Annotated in this window: 20 protein-coding genes and 1 pseudogene; 6 read left to right on the top strand and 15 right to left on the bottom strand. The window is 66.7% G+C overall.

Translation table 11 applies throughout. The annotated features are described in order from the left end of the window. Positions 1-194 precede the first annotated feature (194 nt). From BST14_RS10765 to BST14_RS10755, 3 genes are all read right to left on the bottom strand, one after another. Positions 195-668: a lipoprotein LpqH gene (locus BST14_RS10765; protein WP_083064492.1), complete on the bottom strand. Its 474-nt coding sequence runs from the start codon at positions 666-668 to the stop codon at positions 195-197. Positions 669-836: 168 nt separating this feature from the next. Continuing rightward, positions 837-1505, bottom strand: a complete 669-nt coding sequence (locus BST14_RS10760; RefSeq protein WP_083064500.1) for a S1 family peptidase — start codon at positions 1503-1505, stop codon at positions 837-839. Positions 1506-1593: 88 nt separating this feature from the next. Then, positions 1594-2469 (bottom strand): alpha/beta fold hydrolase, encoded by an 876-nt coding sequence (locus BST14_RS10755; protein WP_211280698.1) that lies wholly within the window; start codon positions 2467-2469, stop codon positions 1594-1596. Positions 2470-2601: 132 nt separating this feature from the next. Between BST14_RS10755 and BST14_RS10750 the strand changes: the two genes are divergently transcribed. Then, complete coding sequence (locus BST14_RS10750) at positions 2602-4086, top strand: amidase (RefSeq protein WP_083064491.1); 1485 nt, start codon at positions 2602-2604, stop codon at positions 4084-4086. Between the two features lie 16 nt (positions 4087-4102). Here BST14_RS10750 and BST14_RS30340 read toward each other — a convergent pair whose 3' ends face one another. Then, positions 4103-4279 (bottom strand): hypothetical protein, encoded by a 177-nt coding sequence (locus tag BST14_RS30340; protein WP_169926072.1) that lies wholly within the window; start codon positions 4277-4279, stop codon positions 4103-4105. A gap of 211 nt (positions 4280-4490) precedes the next feature. On the opposite strand from BST14_RS30340, the pseudogene BST14_RS10745 reads away from it, so the two are divergent. Both BST14_RS10745 and BST14_RS10740 read left to right on the top strand, forming a co-directional pair. Next, positions 4491-4760: pseudogene (locus BST14_RS10745) on the top strand (hypothetical protein); the annotation flags it as partial. A 348-nt stretch (positions 4761-5108) separates the two neighbouring features. Continuing rightward, positions 5109-6671, top strand: a complete 1563-nt coding sequence (locus tag BST14_RS10740) for an LCP family protein (protein ID WP_142279350.1) — start codon at positions 5109-5111, stop codon at positions 6669-6671. Positions 6672-6680: 9 nt separating this feature from the next. Here BST14_RS10740 and BST14_RS10735 read toward each other — a convergent pair whose 3' ends face one another. The 3 genes from BST14_RS10735 to BST14_RS10725 all read right to left on the bottom strand — a co-directional run bounded on the left by BST14_RS10735 (position 6681) and on the right by BST14_RS10725 (position 9356). Further along, positions 6681-7472, bottom strand: a complete 792-nt coding sequence (locus BST14_RS10735) for an SDR family NAD(P)-dependent oxidoreductase (protein WP_083064489.1) — start codon at positions 7470-7472, stop codon at positions 6681-6683. Positions 7473-7486: 14 nt separating this feature from the next. Beyond that, positions 7487-8323, bottom strand: a complete 837-nt coding sequence (locus BST14_RS10730) for an SDR family oxidoreductase (protein ID WP_083064488.1) — start codon at positions 8321-8323, stop codon at positions 7487-7489. A 97-nt stretch (positions 8324-8420) separates the two neighbouring features. After that, positions 8421-9356 (bottom strand): enoyl-CoA hydratase, encoded by a 936-nt coding sequence (locus tag BST14_RS10725; protein ID WP_083064487.1) that lies wholly within the window; start codon positions 9354-9356, stop codon positions 8421-8423. A gap of 300 nt (positions 9357-9656) precedes the next feature. On the opposite strand from BST14_RS10725, the gene BST14_RS29460 reads away from it, so the two are divergent. From BST14_RS29460 to BST14_RS10710, 3 genes are all read left to right on the top strand, one after another. Continuing rightward, a complete protein-coding gene (locus BST14_RS29460; RefSeq protein WP_112632220.1) occupies positions 9657-9821 on the top strand; it encodes a hypothetical protein in 165 nt (54 codons plus the stop codon). Next, positions 9822-11303 (top strand): alpha,alpha-trehalose-phosphate synthase (UDP-forming), encoded by a 1482-nt coding sequence (locus tag BST14_RS10715; protein ID WP_083064485.1) that lies wholly within the window; start codon positions 9822-9824, stop codon positions 11301-11303. It abuts the gene before it with no gap. A gap of 81 nt (positions 11304-11384) precedes the next feature. Next, a complete protein-coding gene (locus tag BST14_RS10710; protein ID WP_083064484.1) occupies positions 11385-11963 on the top strand; it encodes a hypothetical protein in 579 nt (192 codons plus the stop codon). Between the two features lie 21 nt (positions 11964-11984). On the opposite strand, the gene BST14_RS10705 is transcribed toward BST14_RS10710, so the two are convergent. The 8 genes from BST14_RS10705 to BST14_RS10670 are packed head-to-tail and all read right to left on the bottom strand — an operon-like array spanning position 11985 to position 20824. Then, positions 11985-12476 (bottom strand): mammalian cell entry protein, encoded by a 492-nt coding sequence (locus tag BST14_RS10705; RefSeq protein ID WP_083064483.1) that lies wholly within the window; start codon positions 12474-12476, stop codon positions 11985-11987. Beyond that, a complete protein-coding gene (locus BST14_RS10700) occupies positions 12476-13183 on the bottom strand; it encodes an Rv1363c family protein (protein WP_083064482.1) in 708 nt (235 codons plus the stop codon). The genes BST14_RS10705 and BST14_RS10700 overlap by 1 nt, the downstream gene beginning before the upstream one ends. Beyond that, the gene (locus tag BST14_RS10695; protein ID WP_083064481.1) at positions 13183-14907 is read right to left on the bottom strand and encodes a virulence factor Mce family protein; all 1725 of its coding nucleotides are present in this window, start codon (positions 14905-14907) and stop codon (positions 13183-13185) included. The genes BST14_RS10700 and BST14_RS10695 overlap by 1 nt, the downstream gene beginning before the upstream one ends. Positions 14908-14919: 12 nt before the next feature. Beyond that, the gene (locus BST14_RS10690; protein WP_083064480.1) at positions 14920-16074 is read right to left on the bottom strand and encodes an MCE family protein; all 1155 of its coding nucleotides are present in this window, start codon (positions 16072-16074) and stop codon (positions 14920-14922) included. Beyond that, positions 16071-17516, bottom strand: coding sequence for a virulence factor Mce family protein (locus BST14_RS10685; protein WP_083064479.1), 1446 nt, complete (start codon positions 17514-17516; stop codon positions 16071-16073). Before BST14_RS10685 ends, BST14_RS10690 begins: the two co-directional genes overlap by 4 nt. Beyond that, positions 17513-18577, bottom strand: a complete 1065-nt coding sequence (locus tag BST14_RS10680) for a virulence factor Mce family protein (protein ID WP_083064478.1) — start codon at positions 18575-18577, stop codon at positions 17513-17515. Before BST14_RS10680 ends, BST14_RS10685 begins: the two co-directional genes overlap by 4 nt. Continuing rightward, positions 18567-19622: a virulence factor Mce family protein gene (locus tag BST14_RS10675; protein WP_083064477.1), complete on the bottom strand. Its 1056-nt coding sequence runs from the start codon at positions 19620-19622 to the stop codon at positions 18567-18569. The genes BST14_RS10680 and BST14_RS10675 overlap by 11 nt, the downstream gene beginning before the upstream one ends. Beyond that, positions 19622-20824 (bottom strand): MCE family protein, encoded by a 1203-nt coding sequence (locus BST14_RS10670; RefSeq protein WP_083064476.1) that lies wholly within the window; start codon positions 20822-20824, stop codon positions 19622-19624. Before BST14_RS10670 ends, BST14_RS10675 begins: the two co-directional genes overlap by 1 nt.

Raw genomic sequence — 20824 nt, 5'->3', positions numbered from 1 at the left:
GTTCCCCCCGCCACCGCCACCGCCACCCCCACCGTGGCAATTCGGGCACGGCGGCGGGTCAAGCGGAGCGGAGTACGCCGACCCGGCGTTCAGCGTCGCCGCGGAGATGCTCAGCCCGGCGGCCAACGCGGCAGCGCCGACGACACGTTTCATAGACATAACTGCGTCCCCTCTTCGGAGTTATGGCACCTGCCCTACGGGCAGGTGACGTCCAACTCGAATGGCTTGGTTACCTGCTGCGGTTGCTGTGGGTTGCTCATGTCGGTACCGGTAGCTGTGCCCTTGATCGCCCAATCCTTGCCGTTGACCGCGGCTCCGGCGTTGCCGCTCTGGCTGGGCGCCGCGTCGGAGAAACCGAGCGCGATCCCGTTGACGGTGCCCAATCCGACGGAGTGCACCAGTGGCGGATTCCCGTTGCTGACCACCGCGCCGAGCCCGGCGGTCGGGTCGCCGATGCCGATGGTGACGTTGTCACCCGCGGCGTTGCAGGTGACCTGCCCACTGATGTTCTGATGCTGACCGTCGACGATGAGCACCGGACCCGCTCCCGCCGCCGCAGATGACGACGAGCCCGACGCCCCGGTATTGGATTTGTTGCTCGAACATCCGGCGCTGGCGGCGGCCACCAGGGCCACGCCGGCTACGCCGACCACGATCCCACGCTTCACTACTGCTTCCCTTCGTGTCGCTGGTTCCGCTGCCTCTTCACGTTGGCCGCGTCAACATAGGCGTAAATCTAAGGCCCTTTAGGGCCGACGCGTTACGGCCGGTCCACCTGGTACCCGGTATCCCGGAACCGCAAACGCTACGTCACGTTTCGCCGTCCGGGGCGCCCGTCACGGTAGAACGCGCAGGCCCCACTTGCCCAGCAGCGGATCGATGAGCATGAAGTAGGTCGTGTGGTCATCACCATCGGGCGATGACATCAACAGGCCGACCGCGCTGACGGTGCCGTCGGGGTTCATCACGAAGCCGGGACTGCCGCTGTCGCCGTCCAGGCTGAACACGCTGGCTTCGACGACGTCACCATTGATGCCTTTGATGGCACCACACGTCTCACCGGTCACGGCACCGATCTTGCAGAACGGCATTCCGACCTCAATCTGCTGGCGGCTCAACACATCTCGCACCTGGTACCGGCCGCCGACGTCGCCCGCCGGCATGCCGACGCTCGGCTCGAGACGGATGATCGCGGCGTCCCTCTTGTCGCCCTCGTGCTCGCTCGCGGAGATCCTGCCGAGCGGGGCATCGTTGCCGTAGGTCCATTCGGCGCCGTCGTGCGCGTCGCAGTGCCCGCTGGTCATCAGGTAGTAGCTGCCGTCGGAACCTTGTGCCGCGAATCCGGCTGTGCACCTGCCGGATTCATGATCAACTCCGATGCCCGGCGCCGGGGGCGGTAACGGCAGGGCCGGGGGCGGCGCTGCCACAGCGGTTTTCGCCATCGTCGTCGCGGCCACGAGCACAGCCCCGAAGAGTCCCACACCCCGCAACCACGGCATGGTCACGCCGTCCCCCTCCGCTTGTGCCCGGCAGATGGTAGCAGCGCTGCCCATCTGAAATGAGATGGCGAATAATCTATTCCGAGCACGTAGTTCACCCGGCGTCGACATGCCGGGCAAGAAAGTCCAGCACAGCGTCGGCAAAGATGTCGTTACGGTCACCGGCCACCATGTGCCCCGCACCGCGGACATCGGCGAACTCGACTTGCGGGAAGCGCGCGAGGAATTCGTCGGCGCGCTCCTGGCTGACCAGGTCGCTCATCTGCCCGCGAATCAGCAGGATGGGCACCCCGCCACGCAGGATGGCCTCGACCGCGGAGTGCATCCGATCGGGGTCGGTGACCTCGAAAGGAGGGAAAGCCGCAGTGCCACTGATGAACTGCGGATCCCAATGCCAGTACCAGCGATCGCCGCGGCGACGCAGGTTGGTGGTCAGGCCTTCCAGATCCGTCGGTCGCGGCCGGTGCGGGTTGTATTCGGCGATCGCGTCGGCGACTTCATCGAGCGAGCTGAAGCCCGACTCGACCCGGTCGGCCATGAAGGCGTGTATCCGGTTTGCCCCGGACTGGTCCATGTTCGGCACGATGTCCACCAGCACGACCGCGCTGGCGATACCCGGCGACAGCTCCCCGGCGAGCAGCATCGACGTGAAACCGCCCAGGGAGGCGCCGACGAGAACCGGTTGCGGGGGCAGCCTGCGCAGCACTTCTTGGACGTCGGCGGCGAAACTGACAACGCGGTAATCGCCGTCATCGGACCAATCCGATTCGCCATGGCCGCGCAGGTCGACGGTGACGGCCTGCCACCCGCGGGCGGCGACGGCGGCGGCCGCCTTACCCCACGACCGGCGGGTCTGGCCGCCGCCGTGCAGGAACACCACGGCGCGCGCCTGCGGATCCCCGAGGCGGTCAGCGACGATCTGCACCCCGCCGGGGCCCTGAATCGTGAACGGTTCAGCTGCCGTGGGCATCAGGTGATACTAAGGCGCGGTCAGGGAAAAGCTCGCGTCGGCTTAACGTCTACGGCATGCGGCGGCGTCAACCCGAGGGATGGCGGGTCTTGCCGGCGCCGCCCGGACCGGGACCGCAGCGAAGGGGAATGCATGCATCTTGACGAGTACATGTCGCGGGACGCGACCGCCCTGGCCGAGCTGGTCGCGAGCAAGCAGGTCTCCCCTGCCGAACTTCTCGCGTTGGCGCGGCAACGGGCGGAAGCGGTGAATCCGCGGCTCAACGCCATCGTCTGCCGCCTCGACGACGTTGCCGACCGGCAAGCCGCCGACCCCTCACTGAGCGGGCCGTTCGCCGGCGTGCCGTTCCTGATCAAGGACCTCGGCCAGGAATACCGCGGCTTTGCGACCTCGTGCGGGTCCCGCTCGCTGGCTCATGACGTGGCCGACCGGCACGCCCTGGTCACCCAGCGGTTCCTCGACGCGGGCCTGGTGATCTTCGGCAAGACCAACACTCCGGAGTTCGGGGCCAAGGGCGTGACGGAACCCGAATACTGGGGCCCGGCCCGCAACCCGTGGGACATCGGGCATACGCCCGGTGGCTCGTCGGGCGGATCCGGGGCGGCCGTGGCGGCCGGAATCGTGCCGGCGGCGGGCGCCAACGACGGCGGCGGGTCGATCCGCATTCCCGCCGCCTGCAACGGGCTGGTGGGCCTCAAGCCCAGCCGGGGGTTGGCGCCGTACGGTCCGCAGACCGGTGAACTGCTGTTGGGCATGGCGACCCAGGGTGTGGTGTCGCGCACCGTGCGCGACAGCGCGGCGCTGCTCGATGCGATCGTCGGGCCCGATCCGAGCGCGGCGTACCGAGTGGCGTTGCCCGACAAACCCTTTGGTGAACAAATCAAACATCGGCCAAAGACCCTGATGATCGGGTACTCGGCGCGGTCGGCCATCAACGCGCGGCCGCACCGCGAGGCGGTCGCCGCGGTCGAAAAGACCGCGGCCCTCCTCGAAGAGTTGGGCCACCAGGTCGAAGAGGTCGCACCCCCCTACGACGATGCCGCGCTCGGGCGCGACTTCTTGACCATCTGGTTCGCCCAGCTGTATCAGCAGGTCGCCGACATCAAGAGGCGAACCGGCGCGCGCGACAACGACTTTGAGGCCGACACCTTGGCCATCGCCGAACTCGGGCGCTCCGGCGGCGTGCTGGCGGTGATGTCCGCTTTGGAAAACAGGAACGATTACGTCCAGTCCCTGACGGCGTTCCACGCCGGCTACGACTTCTTTTTGACCCCCACTCTGGCCACCCCGCCGCTGGCGGTCGGCGCCACGACGACGTCGGCCGTGCTGCAGCGGGTGGCCCGGTTGGTCAGCAGGGTGCGGGCCGGAAAACTGATGGGGCTCAGCGGAATTCTCGATGACCTCATCCAGGAGAGTCTGGGCTGGGTGCCCTACACGCAGCTGGCCAACCTCACCGGCCGCCCAGCGATCAGCGTGCCCCTGCATTGGACGGACGCCGGACTTCCGCTGGGTGTGCAGTTCGTCGGGACGATCGGGTCAGACGGCGATCTGCTAAGCCTGGCCGCGCAATTGGAAGAGGCGCGCCCCTGGGTCCACCGGCATCCGGCGCCGGGTTAGCCGGCAGCTGAAGCGGTTACGCGGCGGGACCGCCGTCTTCGGGACGCCGTTGGCCTCGCCACAGGCCCGCGAAGCGCCGGGCGATGTCGCCGAGGCGACCGCCCGCGTGCTGCGAAGCCTTGATGCGGCCGAGGGTTTCCTGCCCCTCGTGCGCATAGTCCTTGACGGATTCGTCGCCTTCCTCCGCGCGCATATCTGTCTCCAATCCTGTTCGTTATCCCGGCGGCTGACGCTCGGGTGGTTCCGAGGGCGTCAAGCGCTCGGGTGGTTATGACGTCGGACGGCCGCAGGCGGGTGCGGATCATGCTCAGTCCCTCGCGCGGCCCATGGTGCGTACCCCGCCGTACCCGGGCGGCCAAACGCCCGCGCCGGTACCGACCGGACCAGCCGCATACACTCCAACCGTGGTCAATCCGGCGCAATCGAGGTCGGCGGCTACCAGGATCCCGCTGATCGTCGCCGTTGCCGTCGTCGCGCTGCTCACCGTCCTGGCGATACCCGTCACGCAACGATGCGGTGCACCCGACTATTCATGCGCGTCGACGGTGGATACCAACGGCAACCTCCACTACTACTACGAAGTCGAACCGCTGGGCGTCTACCTCGCCGAGATCGTCACCGGCGCCAACATCACGCTCGTCTATTCCTCGGGTGAGGACCTGGTCAAGCCCCGACAGCCGGCGGCGGCGTTTGCTGGGCGGTTTGATGCGAGAGCGGGCCGCCGGGCGGTGTCCGCCCGGTAACAACTTCGGCTCGATCCGGACGGCGGCGTGACCAGCACGATACGGTTTGGCGACCAGGACGCCGGACGCCAGGCAAACTCGCTGGTAGAGCGCGGATATCGGGCGCTAATTGAGTTCGGCCGGCCCGCCGAATGCGCTCCCGTCGACCGTGTGACGGGTGCTCTCGATTGGGGGCTTCATAGCGAGCTAACGCATAATTGTCACCATGCTTGAAGCGACATCGCCGCAGAGCGCCGTTGCGGTGCCTGGTGATGTGCTGGGCGTGGGCAGAGGTTTGTGATGGCCCGCTCGGGCGGCGCGCATCGCCGTCATCGAGCCGTCCGTCAACCCTCCCGTCTCCGCAAAGGGCTGACGCGCACCCTGGGCGCGCTGGTCTCCGTGGCGGCCGTCGGCCTGACCGGTGCGGGGTACTACGTGGCGCACGGCGCGCTGGGCGGGATCACCGTGTCGAACGCCCTGCTGCCCGACGACCCGCGGTCTGTAGGCGACAACATGAACATCTTGCTGATCGGGCTGGACTCGCGTAAGGACCAGGACGGCAACGACCTGCCCAGCTCGATCCTGAAGCATCTGCACGCCGGCGACTCCGACGACGGCGGCTACAACACCAACACGATGATCCTCGTGCACGTCAGCGCCGACAACAAGGTCGTCGCCTTCTCGATCCCGCGCGACGACTGGGTGCCCTTCACCGGGGTGCCGGGGTACACCCACATCAAGATCAAAGAGGCATACGGGCTCACCAAGCAGTACGTCGCCCAAAAGCTGGCCAACCAGGGCGACACCACCCAGAAGGAACTCGAGACCAAGGGCCGCGAAGCCGGTCGGGCGGCGACGCTGCGCGCGGTGCGAAACCTGACCGGTGTCCCCATCGACTACTTCGCCGAGATCAACCTGGCCGGATTCTTCGACCTGGCGCAGACCCTCGGCGGCGTCGAAGTGTGCCTGAACCACCCCGTCTACGACTCGTATTCGGGCGCCGACTTCCCGGCCGGGCGGCAGCGCCTGGACGCCTCCGAGGCGCTGTCGTTCGTCCGGCAGCGGCACGGCCTGGACAACGGGGACCTGGACCGCACCCACCGGCAGCAGGCGTTCATCTCGTCGGTCATGCAGGAACTGCAGGCCGCGGGCACCTTCACCAACATCGACAAGCTCAAGAATCTGATGGCGGTGGCGCGCAAGGACGTGGTGCTCTCGGCGGGGTGGAACGACGACATGATCCAGCGCCTGGGTGGGCTGGCCGGCGGCAACGTCGAGTTCCGGACGCTGCCGGTGGTGCGCTACGACAACATCGACGGCCAGGACGTCAACATCGTCGACCCGGCGGCGATCAGGGCCGAGGTGGCTGCGGCGATCGGCGCCGACACCACGACGACCGCGCCCACCACGACGGCCGTGAAGCCCGATCCGTCCACTATCGTCGACGTGGTCAACGCGGGCAGCATGAGCGGCCTGGCCACCGAAGTATCCCGCGCGCTGAAAAGGAAGGGCTACACCCAGGGTCAGGTCCGCGACCGCGAATCCGGCGATCCGACCTCCACAGCGATCGAGTACGGAACCGGCGCACAAACCGATGCGCTCAACCTGGCCAACCTGCTCGGCGTGGACCCGCCCAAGCAGCCCAGCTCCGCGGTGCAGCCCGGACACATCCGCCTTACCGTGGACACCAATTTCTCGATGCCCACCCCCGACGAGACGCAGCTGGACGACACCACGAGCACCAGCTCCAGCACCACGTCCACCAAGGCCAAGAGCTACTACTACAACGGCACGACCACGACCTATCCGACGCCCGATCAGGGCAGGCCGATCGACGGCGGCGGCGTGCCCTGCGTCAACTAGCCCCAGCTTTCAAGCATGGGTGCCGCCATCGATGCGGATTTCGGTGCCGGTGATGAACGCCCCGTCGTCGGACACCAGCATGGCGATCACCCCGGCGACGGCGGTGGGCTCGGCCATCCCGGCGCCGCTAGATTCGACGGTTGTGGGCAGCACCGGCATCAGCCTCGAAAACAGTGACCAGTCAGCGTCTTTGGGAATGTATTCGCCGGTGGCGTCGGTGATCCCGGACTTGATGCTGCCCGGTGCGACGCACACCGCGCGCAAACCGCCGCGCGCGTATTCGAGCGCCAGCGAGTGGGTGAAGGCCTGGATGCCGCCCTTGCTGGCGGCGTAGGCGGCCATATAGGGGTGGGCGAACGACGCCGACGTGGAGCTGAAGTTGACGACCGCGCTGCGGGGGTTGGCCAGCAGGGACGGAAGCGCTTCCCGGACCACCAGGAAGGTCCCGGTCAGATTCACGCCGACGATCCGATTCCACAGCTCGAGGCTGGTCTCGTGGGTGTGCGCGGCCCGCAGGATGCCGGCGGCGTTGACCAGCGAGTCAAGCCCACCCAGCTGCTCGACCGCCGCGCGCACCCCGTCTATCACCGAAGCCTCGCTGCCGACATCCATCGGCACGGTGGACAGCCGCTCGGCGGTGCCGGCCTGGTGGGCCCGCGCCCTGGTTGTGTTCAGGCCGTCGGCGGCGACGTCGGAGGCCGCGACGGCGGCGCCCTCGTCCAGCAAGCGCAGCGCGGTGGCCTGACCGATGCCCGACGCGGCGCCGGTAACCAGGATTCTTTTGCCGTCAAGCCTTTTCATGCGATTTCCCCGGCTCAGACCACTCCGCGCAGCGCGTCCTGGCCGAACATCTGCACCATCATCGAGGAGTAGTCGGGGCCGCGGCGCAAGATGTGTCCGCCATCGACGTTGATGCACTGGCCGGTGATCCAGGCGGCCGCGTCGCTGAGCAGGAACATCGCCAGGTTCGCCACGTCCTCGACCTCGCCCACCCGGGGCAGCGGCGTGCACAGCGCGTAGTCCGCGCTGATCTCCGGCGACTGAATCACGCTTGCGTCAACAAGATCGGTGCGAATCAAACCCGGACGGATGCTGTTGACGCGCACCCACGACTCTCCGAGTTCGTCGGCGGCCAGCATCATCATGTGGTCGATGGCCGACTTGGTGACGCCGTACGGCCCGAACCAGCGATGGGTGTTGCTGGCGGCGATCGAGGAGATCCCGATGAACGAGCCGCCGCCGCCGCGCACCAGTTCGCGCCCGACGTGCTTGAGCACGTACATGGTGCCGTTGACGTTGAGGTCGACGGTGTTTCGCCATGCCTCGGAGTCGGTGTGGGTGATCGGCCCGACCGTCAACGAGCCCCCGGCGCAGTGCACCGCCCCGTGCAGCCGACCGTGCCAGGCCGTTGCGGCGTCGACCGCGCGAACCACCTCGTCCTCGTTGGTGACGTCCGTGGGCTCGTAGCGGATCGCGCCGCCGTTGGCGGCCAGCGGCTCGATTTCCTCGACGGCGCCCGCCAGGCGGTCCGGGTTGCGGCCGACGATCATCACCGATGCCCCGGCCGAGACCAGTCCGGCGGCCACGCCCTTGCCGATTCCGCTGCCGCCCCCGGTGATCAGGTAGGTCCGGTCTTGGAAAGATAGCTGCACGCGAGGCCCCTTCAACTCCGAACAGGTTCTAGCTATAGAAGCATGTCCCCTCCGGGTGAATATCGCTCCCCCGGTCTCGTTACACCCCTGCCGCGCGCTACGGGGTGTCGCGACGGGCCAGCCTGGTCGGCTTGGCGTTGCGCCAGTCCTCGACGTCGGGCGGCAGGCCGATGGGATACCTGTTCTCGTTGTGTGCCGCCCAGTGCGCGTGCCCTAGTTCGTGAATGTGAAACGCGTGCCGCAGCGCCTCGGTGAAGCCCATTGCATCGGAGGCCGCGTTCACCGAATCCTTGATCAGCAGGGCGGCCATCGTGGGCCGCTCGGCGATGCGCCGCGCGAAATCCAGTGTCTTGTTGGCCAATTCGTCGGCGGGGAAGACCTTGGACACCATGCCGAGGCGGTAGGCCTCGTCGGCGTCCAGCGCATCACCGGTCAGCAGCAGTTCTTTGGCCTTGCGGGGGCCGAATTCCCAAGGGTGGGCGTAGTACTCGACGCCCGGCATGCCCATCCGGACGCCGACCACGTCGCTGAACTTCGCGTTGTCGGCGGCGACGATCAGATCGCACGCCCAGATCAGCATGAGGCCGGCCGAGATCGCGTTGCCCTGCACCTGGGCGATGGTGATCTTGCGCAGATCGCGCCAGCGGCAGGTGTTTTGGAAAAAGTAGTGCCACTCCTGCAGATACGTCTTCTCCGCCACCGGGTCGCGGGTGGCGCCGTTGATGCGGAACGTCGGATGCTGTCCCGCCCCGGGCGCCCGCTCGGCGAGCGCCAACTCCGAGCCGAGGTCGTGGCCGGCGGAGAAGTTCTTGCCGCGCGCGGCCAAAATCACCACCCGCACGGCGTCATCGGCTTCGGCGCGCAGGAACGCCTCGTCGAGCTGAACCAGCAGCCCGCGGCTCTGCGCGTTGTGCGCGTCGGGCCGGTTGAGCCAGATTCGGGCGATGAGACCCTCGTCGAGAGTTTCGTAGGTCACCAGCTCCTCGGCGCCGGCGTTGGCCGCCCGCGCACCGGCTTGCTCGGAAAGAGTCATTCCGCCCACCTCGCTTGTTGTCAGGTCCGACTTGTTTAGACATTACGGCCAGTGTGTAACCGGGGCGCCCGCTGGGGTGCTCCGCCACCGGCCCGCACGCACCCCAGGATCAAGAACATCACCACGTCGTTATCGGCGCGCTGATCGACCACCCGCTTATCCTGCATCACCGCGGCGACCGTTGATCGGATCTTCGCGGGCGGCGCGGCGCACCCCTGCAAACCAGCCATAAGCGTCGCCAGAGCCCATTAGCTGGTGAGACGGCTGCGACCGGTCAGCAGCGTCGCTTACAGTTAAGCCATGCCTACTAAATCTGATCCCGGCGAAATCGGCGACGTCGAACCGGTGGCCGACAGCACCGCGAGCCAGGCGAGGCGGGTCGTCGCGGCGTACGCCACCGACGCCGACGAGTGCCGGGTGTTCCTTTCCATGCTGGGTATTGGACCTTCGAAGCTCGACGCATAAATGTCTTCCCGGGGTGGGCGACGCTCAAAGGCGGCTAGATACGGGAACTCCGACTTCGTCGTAGTCGCCAACCGGCTGCCGGTGGACCAGGAGCGGCTTCCCGACGGCACCACGGCATGGAAACGCAGCCCCGGAGGATTGGTCACCGCCCTCGAGCCCCTGCTGCGCCGCCGGCGCGGGGCGTGGGTCGGCTGGCCCGGGATCGTCGACGAGGACACCGACCACGATGACGAACCGATCGTCGAGGAAGACCTGGAGCTCCGCGCGGTCAGGCTGAGCGTGGCCGACGTCGCCGAGTACTACGAGGGTTTCTCGAACGCCACGCTGTGGCCGCTGTATCACGACGTCATCGTCAAACCGATCTACCACCGCGAGTGGTGGGACCGCTATGTCGACGTCAACCGCCGCTTCGCCGAAGCCACGTCCCGCGCCGCCGCAAAAGGCGCGACGGTCTGGGTGCAGGACTACCAGCTGCAGCTGGTCCCGAAGATGCTGCGCGAGCTGCGGCCCGACCTGACCATCGGGTTTTTCCTGCACATCCCTTTCCCGCCGGTCGAGTTGTTCATGCAGTTGCCGTGGCGGACCGAGATCGTCGAGGGTCTGCTCGGCGCCGACCTGGTCGGGTTCCATCTGACCGGCGGCGGGCAGAACTTCTTGTTTTTGGCCCGGCGGCTGATCGGTGCCAACACCTCACGCGGGGCGGTGGGCGTGCGGTCGCGCTACGGCGAGGTGGATCTGGGCTCCCGCGTCGTTCGGGTGGGCGCCTTCCCCATCTCCATCGATTCCACCGCGCTGGACCGGGCGGCCCGCCACCGCGACATCAAGCGCCGCGCCCGGCAGCTCCGTGCCGAGCTGGGCAACCCGCGCAAGGTGCTGCTGGGCGTCGACCGCCTCGACTACACCAAGGGCATCGACGTTCGCCTGAAAGCCTTTTCGGAGCTGCTCGCGGAGGGCCGCGCCAAGCGCGACGACACCGTGCTGGTCCAGCTGGCGACACCGAGCCGTGAACGGGTGGACAGCTACCAGCAGCTGCGCAACGACATCGAACGCCAGGTCGGCCACATCAACGGCGAGTACGGCGAAGTCGGGCATCCCGTGGTGCACTACCTGCACCGACCGGTCCCCCGTGACGAACTCATCGCGTTCTTCGTGGCCGCCGACGTCATGCTGGTCACCCCGCTGCGCGACGGGATGAACCTGGTCGCCAAGGAGTATGTCGCCTGCCGCAGCGATCTCGGCGGCGCACTCGTGCTCTCCGAATTCACCGGCGCCGCCGCCGAACTGCGCCAGGCGTATCTGGTCAATCCGCACGACCTCGAGGGCGTCAAGGATTCGATCGAGGACGCGCTCAACCAGTCCGACGAAGAGGGACGCCGCCGGATGCGGTCACTGCGTCGCCAGGTGCTGGCTCACGACGTGGACCGGTGGGCGAGGTCGTTCCTCGACGCGCTCGCCGAATCCCGGCCCGATGACGTCGATTAGCATCCGCGAGACCCCATGGTGTCGACGCCCGAAGGCTGTGATACTCAGGTGCAGGGTCGCTCGCGAAGGAGGGGGCATCGCATGAAGCTCCGGCAGGCAATGGCCGCGGGTGCGGGCATCTGTACGGCCGTCGCGGTGGGGATCGCGCTGCAATCTTCTGAACCGGCCAAAGCGCTCGGGCCGCCGGCGGACGGCACCTACAGCTTCAACGAGGCGGGCGTCTCCGGGGTCACCTGGACCATCTCGGCGCTCTGCGATCAGCCCTCGGGCACCCGGAACATGAACGACTATTCCGATCCGATCGTGTTCGCGATGAACTGCGCGCTCAACATCGTGAGTTCGACGCCCGAGCAGATCAGCGCCGCCGACAAGCAACAGAACTTCAGCGGCCGGGCCCGGATGTCCAGCATGCTATGGACCTTCAAGGTCGACAAGGCCGACGGGGTGGCATGCCCGGGCGGCGGCACCGCGCCGTCCACCGAAACCTTCGCGTTCAGCGACGAGACGATGAGCGGCACCCACACGACGCTGCACGGCCCCGTGTGCGGAATGCAGCCGGAGATGAAGAAACAGCCATTCTCGTTGGCGATGATCGGCCCGCCGCCCAGCCCGATCAATCGTTACCCGTTGTACTGCAACGGCATTGCGATGTGCTACTGAGGCCGGCCGATCACGACTCGGCTAGATCGGCGTGATGTAGGCGATCAGCCACTGCTTGCCGATCTTTTTGAAGTCCACCCGCAGCCGGCTGCCGTCGTACAACGGTTGGCGTGATTTGTCGGTCACCGTGCGATTCATGAAGACCATCACCGATGCCGACTCCCGTTTGGCCGACATCACCCCAACGCCAACGACGTTGGCCTGCACGACCACTTCGCGCTTCTTGGCTTCGGGGATGATCTGGTTGTTGACGCTTTTCTGGAACTCGGCGCGATAGTCGGGGGTCAACAGCGGATACGCCGCCGACAGGCTCCGCTCGACGGTTTGGTAGTCGTAGGCGAAGACCTCGGGAATCTCCTTGGCCGCCAGCCCCGGCAATACCGCACGCGCCGCCTGCTCACCACGAATCTGCACCCGGTCCCAGTACATCAAGCCGGCCACCGCCGACAGCCCGACGAACGCCACCGCCAGCAGGTAGCCCGCGACGACCAGCAGCCAACGCCGCCAGCGCATCAATTACCCCCGTCTGGATATTTCAGGTCGTAGCCGGTCATCTTCCCGGCGTCGTCTTCGTGCACGATGACACGCAGACGGTAGGGCATGGACGGCTTGTTGACCCCGTCGATGTCGGCGACCGTGACGCGAACCGACACCAGCACCGACGCGTTATCGGTAACGGCGTCAACGCCTTCCAGCGCGGCGCCGTTGATGACGGCTTCCGACGTCGCATTGGTCGAGCGGAACAGGCCCTTGAGGTTCTCGACGTTGTTGTTGGCGCTCAACATGCCGCGCAGCGGGCCGCTGGTGCCGTTGACGAACCGATTCACGCTTTCGTCGATGTTGTCCTGCTTGTAGCTGAACATGTTGACCACCGTCTGCGTCGCGGTGTCGACAAAACGCTGATCGCGTGCCTGCGCCGCGGTGGCGTGGCGCTGCGAAGCGATCAGCGCCACCACGCAAGCGACCAGCGCACCGACCGCCAGCAGCGCGGCCGCGAACGAGATGCGCGCGACCAGGGCACGGTGCGCCTGCCGCCGCGGCGGAGGCTTGATGGACTTGAGGGCCTTGACGGGTTTGGGCGGCGGCGTCGGCGCGGGCGCAACGTCAGTGCGGACCGTGACTTCCCGGGCCGAACCACCCTTGGCCGGCCCCGCCGCGCGGGAGGCCCGACGGCGCACGCGTGGTTTGTTCGTTTGTTCGTCAGCCACGGCAGGGTCCATCACATCGGCCTTGGATCAAGCATGAGGTCCACCCAATTCTCGGCGCCGGAGGTGCCGGTGGCGCCGGCCGCGAAGATACCAGTGCCGCCGGCCGGATCGATAAACGCGCCGGTCTTCTGGTCGTAGGTGGCATATGCCGGGCCGCTGGCCTGTGGCTGCCCTCCGGGCGGCGGCCCCCACGGCTTCTCCGGTCCCGGGCCCGCTGGCGGCGGGCTGATGCCCTCCGGCGCCGGCGGCGGGGGCAGCCACTTCGGGTACGGAAGCGCAGGCGGCACCGGTGGCACACCGGGCGGCTGCCACGAAGTGAACGGCGGCGGTGGCCCGTTGTCATTGGGCGGCGGCGGGTCGAACGCCGGCTGCTTGTTCGGCAACGGGCCCGGCCCGGGCACCACGCCCGGGGGCGGTGGCCCAACGATGGGTGTACCCGGATCCGGCTCGGCCCCCGGCGGAATGTACGGGAACTTGTTGGGAGGCAACACGTTCAAGCCGTTGGTCACCGGGGTGTCGTACGGCACCGGCGGGCCGCGCCACGGGTTCCGGCCGATCGGCACGTAGCCCTTCGGATCCCTGCACAACTGGACCGTCGGGGCGCGCTTGCCGGGGAACTCCTGGCACGGGTAGTTGCGGGCGCCGCGCACGGTGCTGGGATCGTTTTGCGCGGTCTTGCAGTACATGTCCTTCGGTAGCTCGCGCACCGTCTCGTCGGCCGGGGTGCGCATCAGCGGCGGTGGCAAGAAGCCGACCGCGCACGGCGGCGGGTCGTTGAGGTCGAGCTTGAAGTCCAGCTTGGCGCCCTCATCCTGCGGCCCACCGCCCGCGGCGGTGGTGATGGCGGCGAACAGCGCCGGCAGGACAACCAGCAGCTGCTCGATCGACTTGTGATAGATCACGCCGACCCGCCCGAGGTTGGCCAGGCTGGCGGCCAAAGCCGGGAAGGAGGGACGGATGCCCGAGAACGCGGTGCTGGCCTCGTCGGTGGCGCCCGGAGCGGTCGCCAGGGTGTCGCGCAGCTGCGGGTCGGCCTGACGGACCTCGGAGGTGAACCGCGCCAGCCCGTCGGACAGCGACTTGATGTCACCGCCGGCGCGGATCTGGGCCTGCAGGAACGGGCCGGCCTCATCGATCAACTGCGAGACTTGCGGATAGTTGGCGTTGGCCTCGTCCACCAGCAGCCGGGCGGACTCGAACAGCCGGGCCAGCTCGGGGCCGGAACCGTTTGCCGCAATGAACGTTTCGTGCAGCAGCTCGCGCAGCCGGGTATCGCCCAGGCTGTTGACCAGGGCCTCCGAGCGTTTCAACAGGTCGGCGACGTCCCGGCCGATCCGGGTGTTCTGCCGCTGGATGCGAAATCCGTTGGTCAACTTGGTCGATGCCGGCGAGCTGGGGGGCACCAAATCGATGTACTGTTCGCCCACTGCCGACACACTCTTCACGGTGGCGGTGACGTTCGACGGAATGGCGGTGCCGCTGTTCAGTCGCATATCGGCGATGACGCCGTTGGGGCTGAGCCCCACCGACTCGACGCGGCCCACCGCGACGCCGCGGTAGGTGACGTTGGCGTTCTTGTACAGGCCGCCGCCGGCAACGAAATCGGCGCTCACGCCGTAGGTTCCGATACCGAACGTCGCGGGCAGGCGCAGGTAGAAGATCCCCATCACGCTCAGCGTTAGGGCCGTGATCACCGCGAAGATCGCCAGCTGGATCTTGATCAGTCTGTCATGCATCTGCGCGGCCCCCTATTGCCCCGAAGCCGTGCCGGGCGGAATCTTGAACGGATCCGCGGCCTGCCCGGACAAGTTGGCCAGTTCGCCGGTCAAGAAGTCGGGTGGGTTGAGGATCTCGTTCATGTGGGCCATGTTCGGGTCGAAATACGCTGTGGTGAAAAACGTTTCACCGAGGCGGCGCAGGGTGAGATCGAAGGTGGTGAACACGTTGAGGTAGTCGCCGCGCACCGCCTGCTTGATGCCGAAGTTGGGAAACGGGAACGTCAAGAGCAGCTGCAGCGAGGTGACAAAGTTGCGCCGGTTGTCGTTGAGGGTCTTGACCACCGAGTACAGGTCCTTCAAATCGGCGGCGAAGTCGACCTTCGTCTTCGCCAGGATGTTCGAGGTGACATCCGCCAATTTGTGCAGCGCGCCGAAGGCCTCGACGATGTGCCCACGATTCTTGTTGAGCACGCGAATCGCCTCGGGCAGCGTGTCCAGCGCCCGGCCCAAGTTGTCCTTGTCATGCGCCAGGGCCGCCGAGAATCGGTTCAATCCGTCCACGGCGTCGATGATGTCGTTGACCTGACGGTTGAGTCCCGAGGTCAGTTCCGCGAGCCGCGGGATCAGGTCGACGAATTGGTCCTGCCGGCCGGCGACCGCGCGGTAGGTCTCATCGGTGATCTCTTCCAGCGCACCGACATTGCCCTTGTTCACCACCACGCCGAGCGCCGAGAGCACCTCTTCGGTGGTGGGGTAGCGACCCGTGTTGGCCTCCGCGATCTTCGACCCGTCCTTCAGCTTGCCGACGGCCGGCTTGTCCTTCGGGCGAGCCAAGTCGATGTGCATCGAACCGAGCAGTGAGGTCTGGGCGACCGTCGCGGTCGAGTTGGCGGGCAGCACCACGTTTTTGTCCAGCGCCAATCTCACTGCCGCATAGAACGATCCGTCGGCGCGTTGTTCGGCCGAGATGCCCGCGACGCTGCCGACGGTGACGTCGTCCACCATGACCGGAGAGTTCTGCGGCAGGGTCGCCACGTCCGGCAGTTCGACGGTGATCGAGTAGGCGCCGCTGCCGTGACCTGCTGTGCCGGGCATCACCAGCGAGTTCAGTCCGTTGAATTGGCATCCCGCCAGCAGCATGCTGCCCGTCGCCAATCCGCCGGCGCGCAACCACATCCGGTTCATCCGCCACCGCCCAAGCCGGCCGCCGGCGCGTTGGGTGCCGGCCCATTGGGCGCCGGGCCCGGCAGCGGACCGAACGCGCTTCCTGGTGCGGGGCCGGGCGCGGGAGGGGCGCCGCCCGGCGCCGGTTGTCCCGGCGCGGGCGCGGCCTGCGGGGCTGTCGGGACCAGCAAGGCCTGCAGATCCGCCGGGTTCTGCGCGGCGGGCGGCGTCTGGGCACCCTTGGCCGGGACCCAGGTCAGCTGGGGTACCGGGGTCGCGGCCTTGGCCTGCGTCTGCGGAGTGTCGTAGATGATCTGGCCCTTGTACGCCGTGATCGTGTTGAGCGGGTGGAACATCACCGGCGGGTAGTTAACAGTGAGCCGGCGCAGCACCGGACCCAGCCGCTCACGGCAGAGCTCGGCGCGCTTGAAGTAGTCGGGCGCCCGCGGCCCGCCGGCGGTCTCGAAGGACCCACCGCAGATGAACTGCACGGGGTTGGCGAATTCCGGTATCGACAGCAGACCGCTGAGCGCGCCCTGGGCGGGGTCGTAGATATTGTAGAAGTTGGCGATACCCGGGCCCGCCACGTGCAGCACCTGCTCGATGTTGTCGCTCTGGTCGCTCAGCGTCTTCGCGAAATCATTGAGGTTGTTGACCGTATCGACAATCGTCGAGTTGTTCTCGTGCAGGAATCCTCGAATGTCCGACAGCGCTTTGTTGAGCGTGCCCAGCGTGGTGTCTAGGTGGCGTGAGCTGTCGGCGAGCACCTGCGACACCGAGGCGACGTTCCCGGCGAACTGCACGATCTGTTCGTTACTGGACGACAACGCGTTGACCAGCACCTGCAGGTTCTTCACCGTGCCGAAGATGTCGCCGCGCGAATCCCCCAGCCGCCCAGCGGCTTGCGAGAGCTCACGCAGGGCGTTGTGGAACGACTGGCCCTTGCCGTCGAAGGTGTCCGCGGCCTGGTTGATCGCCGCACTCAACGGTCCCTGCATCGATCCGGCCGTCGGGCCGAGTTGCGCGGCCAGCTGGGTCAGCGACTCCTTGACCTCGTCCCATTCCACCGGCACCGCGGTGCGGCCCAGGCCGATGCTGGCGCCGTCGGCCATCTCCGGGCCGCCGGTGTACGCCGGGGTCAGCTGAATGAAACGGGCCGCCACCAGGTTTGGCGACATGATGATCGCCTTGGCGTCCTTCGGGACTTTCACGTCCTTGCTCACCGACATGGTGATCGTGACGTCGGACGGCCGCGGCTCGATCGTGTCGATGGTCCCGACCGGGACACCGAGGATGCGCACCTGATCACCGGGATACAGGCCGACCGCAGAGGTGAAATGGCCGATGATCTTGCGGTTATTCCCTTGCGACGACAGCACATACACGCCGCCCACCAGCACCGCGACGAGCGCGATGATGGTGGCGTAGCGCAGTCCCCGGCTGCGCACGATCCGCTGCGTCATGGTGACTTCGGCCGGATGATCCAGCGCTCCTGAATCAAGCCGCGCAGGTAGTCCGCGAGGCTGGCGGGCATCTTGCCGGGCTGGTAGAAGAAGTCGAACATGGTGGCAAGCAGCGGCGCCGGGATCACGCCGTAGACGTTGACGTTGAACCCGGGACCGGAACCGACCACCTCGCCCAGCTCGGTGGCGTAGGTGGGCAGCCGCTTGAGGGCCTCGGTAATGTAGTCGCGGCGCTCGTTGAGGTTACTCAGCACGTCGTTGAGCTTGCCCAGCGCCGGACCGAATTCCTTGCGGTTGTCGGCGACGAAACCGGAGATCTGCGTCGAGAGATCATCGATCCCCGAGATCAGCTGGGCCAGCGCGCGGCGCCGTTCGTCGAGGGCGGCGAACAACTCGTTGCCGTCGTCGACCAGTCTGTTGACCTGCTCGGCCCGTTGCGACAACATCCTGGTGACCGACTTCGCGTGCGCCAGTAGGCTTTGCAGCGCCTCGTCGCGGCGATCCAAAGCGCGCGACAGCGACGTCACACCGTCCAGCGCCCCACGAAGCTGCGGGTTGGCGTCGTGCAGCGTGTCGGTCAGCACGTTCAGCGCCTTCTCGAACTGCGGCTTGTCCAGGTTGTTGGCATCTTGTCCCAGGTCCTCGAGCGCACCGGCGAGCGTGTATGGCGTCGTCGTGCGGCTGAGCGGGATGGTGGTCGCCTTGCCGCCACCGGCCGGGGTCACCGAGATGGAGCGCTCACCGAGGATGGTGTCGGTGCGGATCGCGGCCAGCGACTGGTCACCCACGGCGACGTGACGGTCGACGCTGAAGCTGATCTTGGCGCTGTCACCGGCCAGGCCCACCGAGGTCACCTTGCCGACCTTGAAGCCCGAAACATAAACGGCATTGCCGGGATTGATGCCGCCGGCGTCGGTGAAATAGGCGTCAAAGATCTTGCCCTGTGGCCAGAACGGCAATCCGGCGTAACCGAACGCGATGAGCACCACACACACCACCAGCACCACACCGAAAATGCCGGTGCGCAATGGATCACGCTCACGCCTTGCATTACTTGGCAAAAGCGCACCTCCCCTTGCTGGGATCCACCTGGCCGCCAAGCGGCAGCAGAATGTCGCTACCGGCCGGGCCGTTGATCTTGATCGTCACGGAGCAGAAGTAGATGTTGAAGAACGCCCCGTAGGCGCCCAACGCGGACAGCCGCAGATAGTCCTCGCCGAGTTGCTCGACGTCGTTGTTGACCTCGGCCTTCCGGTTGTCGAGTTCGGTGGCCAGCGGGCGGGTGTTCTCCAGGATGCCCTGCAGCGGGCGGCGCGAATTCTTCAGCAGCTGCGTCAGATCCGTCGTCGTCGACGCCAGGGGCGGGATGGCGCCGGCGATGTCGTCCTTATGCTGGGCGAGCCCGGTGATCAGTTGCTGCAACTGGTCGACGCTGGCCGAGAATTGTGCGCTGCGTTGGTCGACGGTCGTCAGCACTGTGTTGAGGTTGTTGGTCACGTCGCCGATGAGCTGGTCGCGCTGACCCAGGGCCGAGGAGAAGGCGCTGGTGTCGGCCAACACGTTGGCCAACGCACCGCCCTGGCCCTGCAGCAACTGGATGACGGCGCTGCTGATGGTGTTGACCTTGTCGGCGTCAAGTCCTTTGAGCACCGGACGCAGCCCGCCCAGCAGCGCATCGAGATCCAGTGCGGGCTGGGTGTGTTGGCTGTTGATGGTTCCACCGGGCGGCAGCTTTCGTAGTTCTCCGGGGCCCGAGGTGATCTCCAGATACCGGTCACCGACCAGGTTCTCGTAGCGGATCACCGCCCGGGTCGACGAGTAGAGCGTGTAGCGCTTGTCTACTCCGAACGTCACGTCGATGGTGTTGTCGGGGTTGAGCTTGACGTCCGACACCGCACCGACCGGCACCCCGGCGATGCGCACCTTTTGGCCGGACTTCAGCCGCGACACGTCGGTAAACGTTGCGTGATAGGTGCTTTCGGGACCGAAGCGGAAGTCGGCGAACACCACCACCAGCCCCGCCGACACCAGCAGCATAGCCACCGCGAAGATGCTGACCTTGATCATCATCTCGCGGTGCGAGGGCATACCCGAACTCTCCGGCATCAGAAGTCATCCCGTTCCGCGAAGGCTCCGTGGAACAAGAACTGCAACGTCGACGGTGCGTCGAACTGCAGTTCGGTGAACGGCTCGTAGGGAATGTTCGCGTTGTCGGTCACCAGGAACTTCGCCCGGTAGAACGAGCCGCCGGTCTGCTTGGTCGGGATGTCAGGCAACCCGCGGCAATTCGGACCACCCGAGGCGTTCACGATCGGCAACGATTCCGGATAGGTGTACGACGGCGCGCCCAGCACGAAGCTCGACGACGTGAACAGGCCCGCCTTGCGGACGCCCAGCAGTGGCGCGAATTCCTTGATACCGCGCTCGATTCCGGCGAACAGGCAGCCGAATTCCGGCGAGTAGTCGGCGGTCACTTTGAGCGGGGCCCGCAGCCGGTTGATCGTGTCGATGAAATCCTGTTCGGCCGGGGCCAGGGTGTCATACGCGTTGTTCGACAGGCCGATGGTGGCCAACAGCGTGTCGTTGAGGTTCTTCTGCTGGTCCACGACCGTCTTGTTGATCGTCGGCAGGTTGTCGATGACGGTGGTCAGATCGGGCGCCGCGTCGGCGTACACGTTGGCCACCACCCCGGTCCTGCGGAAGTCCTCCTGCAGGGCGGCCAGCTTCGGGTTGGCCTGGCGCGTCAGGGTGTTCAGGCCCGACAAGGTGCCGCCCAGGTCGTCGCCGTGACCGCGCAAACCTTCCGCGAACGCGCTCAGCGTCCCGTTGAGTTCGACGGGGTCGATCTTGTGCAGCAGGTCCATCAACGACTGGAACAACGTGTTGACTTCCAGCTGCACCGAAGAGGCCGCGACATGCGCCTGCGGGCGCAGCGACGTGCGTGACGGCGCTTGGGGCGGAACGAATTCCACCGCCTTGGCGCCGAAGATGGTGTTACCCGCGATGTGCACCGCCGCGTTGGACGGAATGAAATGCAGGGCGTCGCTGTTGATCCCTAGCGTGAGCCGCGCCTGGTCCCCGGAATACTCGATGGTTTCGACCTTGCCGATCTGGATGCCCCGGTACTTGACCTTGGCGCCCTTCTCCATCACCAGCCCGGCCCGGGGCGCCGACACCGTGACGGTGTCGATTGACGCGAAGGCCGCCGTGTAGGAAAGGTAGGTCAGTACGGCGAAAGCTACCATCAGGCCGGCCAGCACCGCTGCTGCCAGCCGGACGGTTGTGCGTCGCGCGTCTGTGTTCACCAT

Origin of the sequence: Mycobacterium arosiense ATCC BAA-1401 = DSM 45069, from assembly GCF_002086125.1 — a bacterium.
Classification (GTDB): Bacteria; Actinomycetota; Actinomycetes; order Mycobacteriales; family Mycobacteriaceae; genus Mycobacterium; species Mycobacterium arosiense.
Note: the sequence above shows the minus strand (reverse complement) of the source record. Positions and strands in the feature narration are given on the sequence as shown.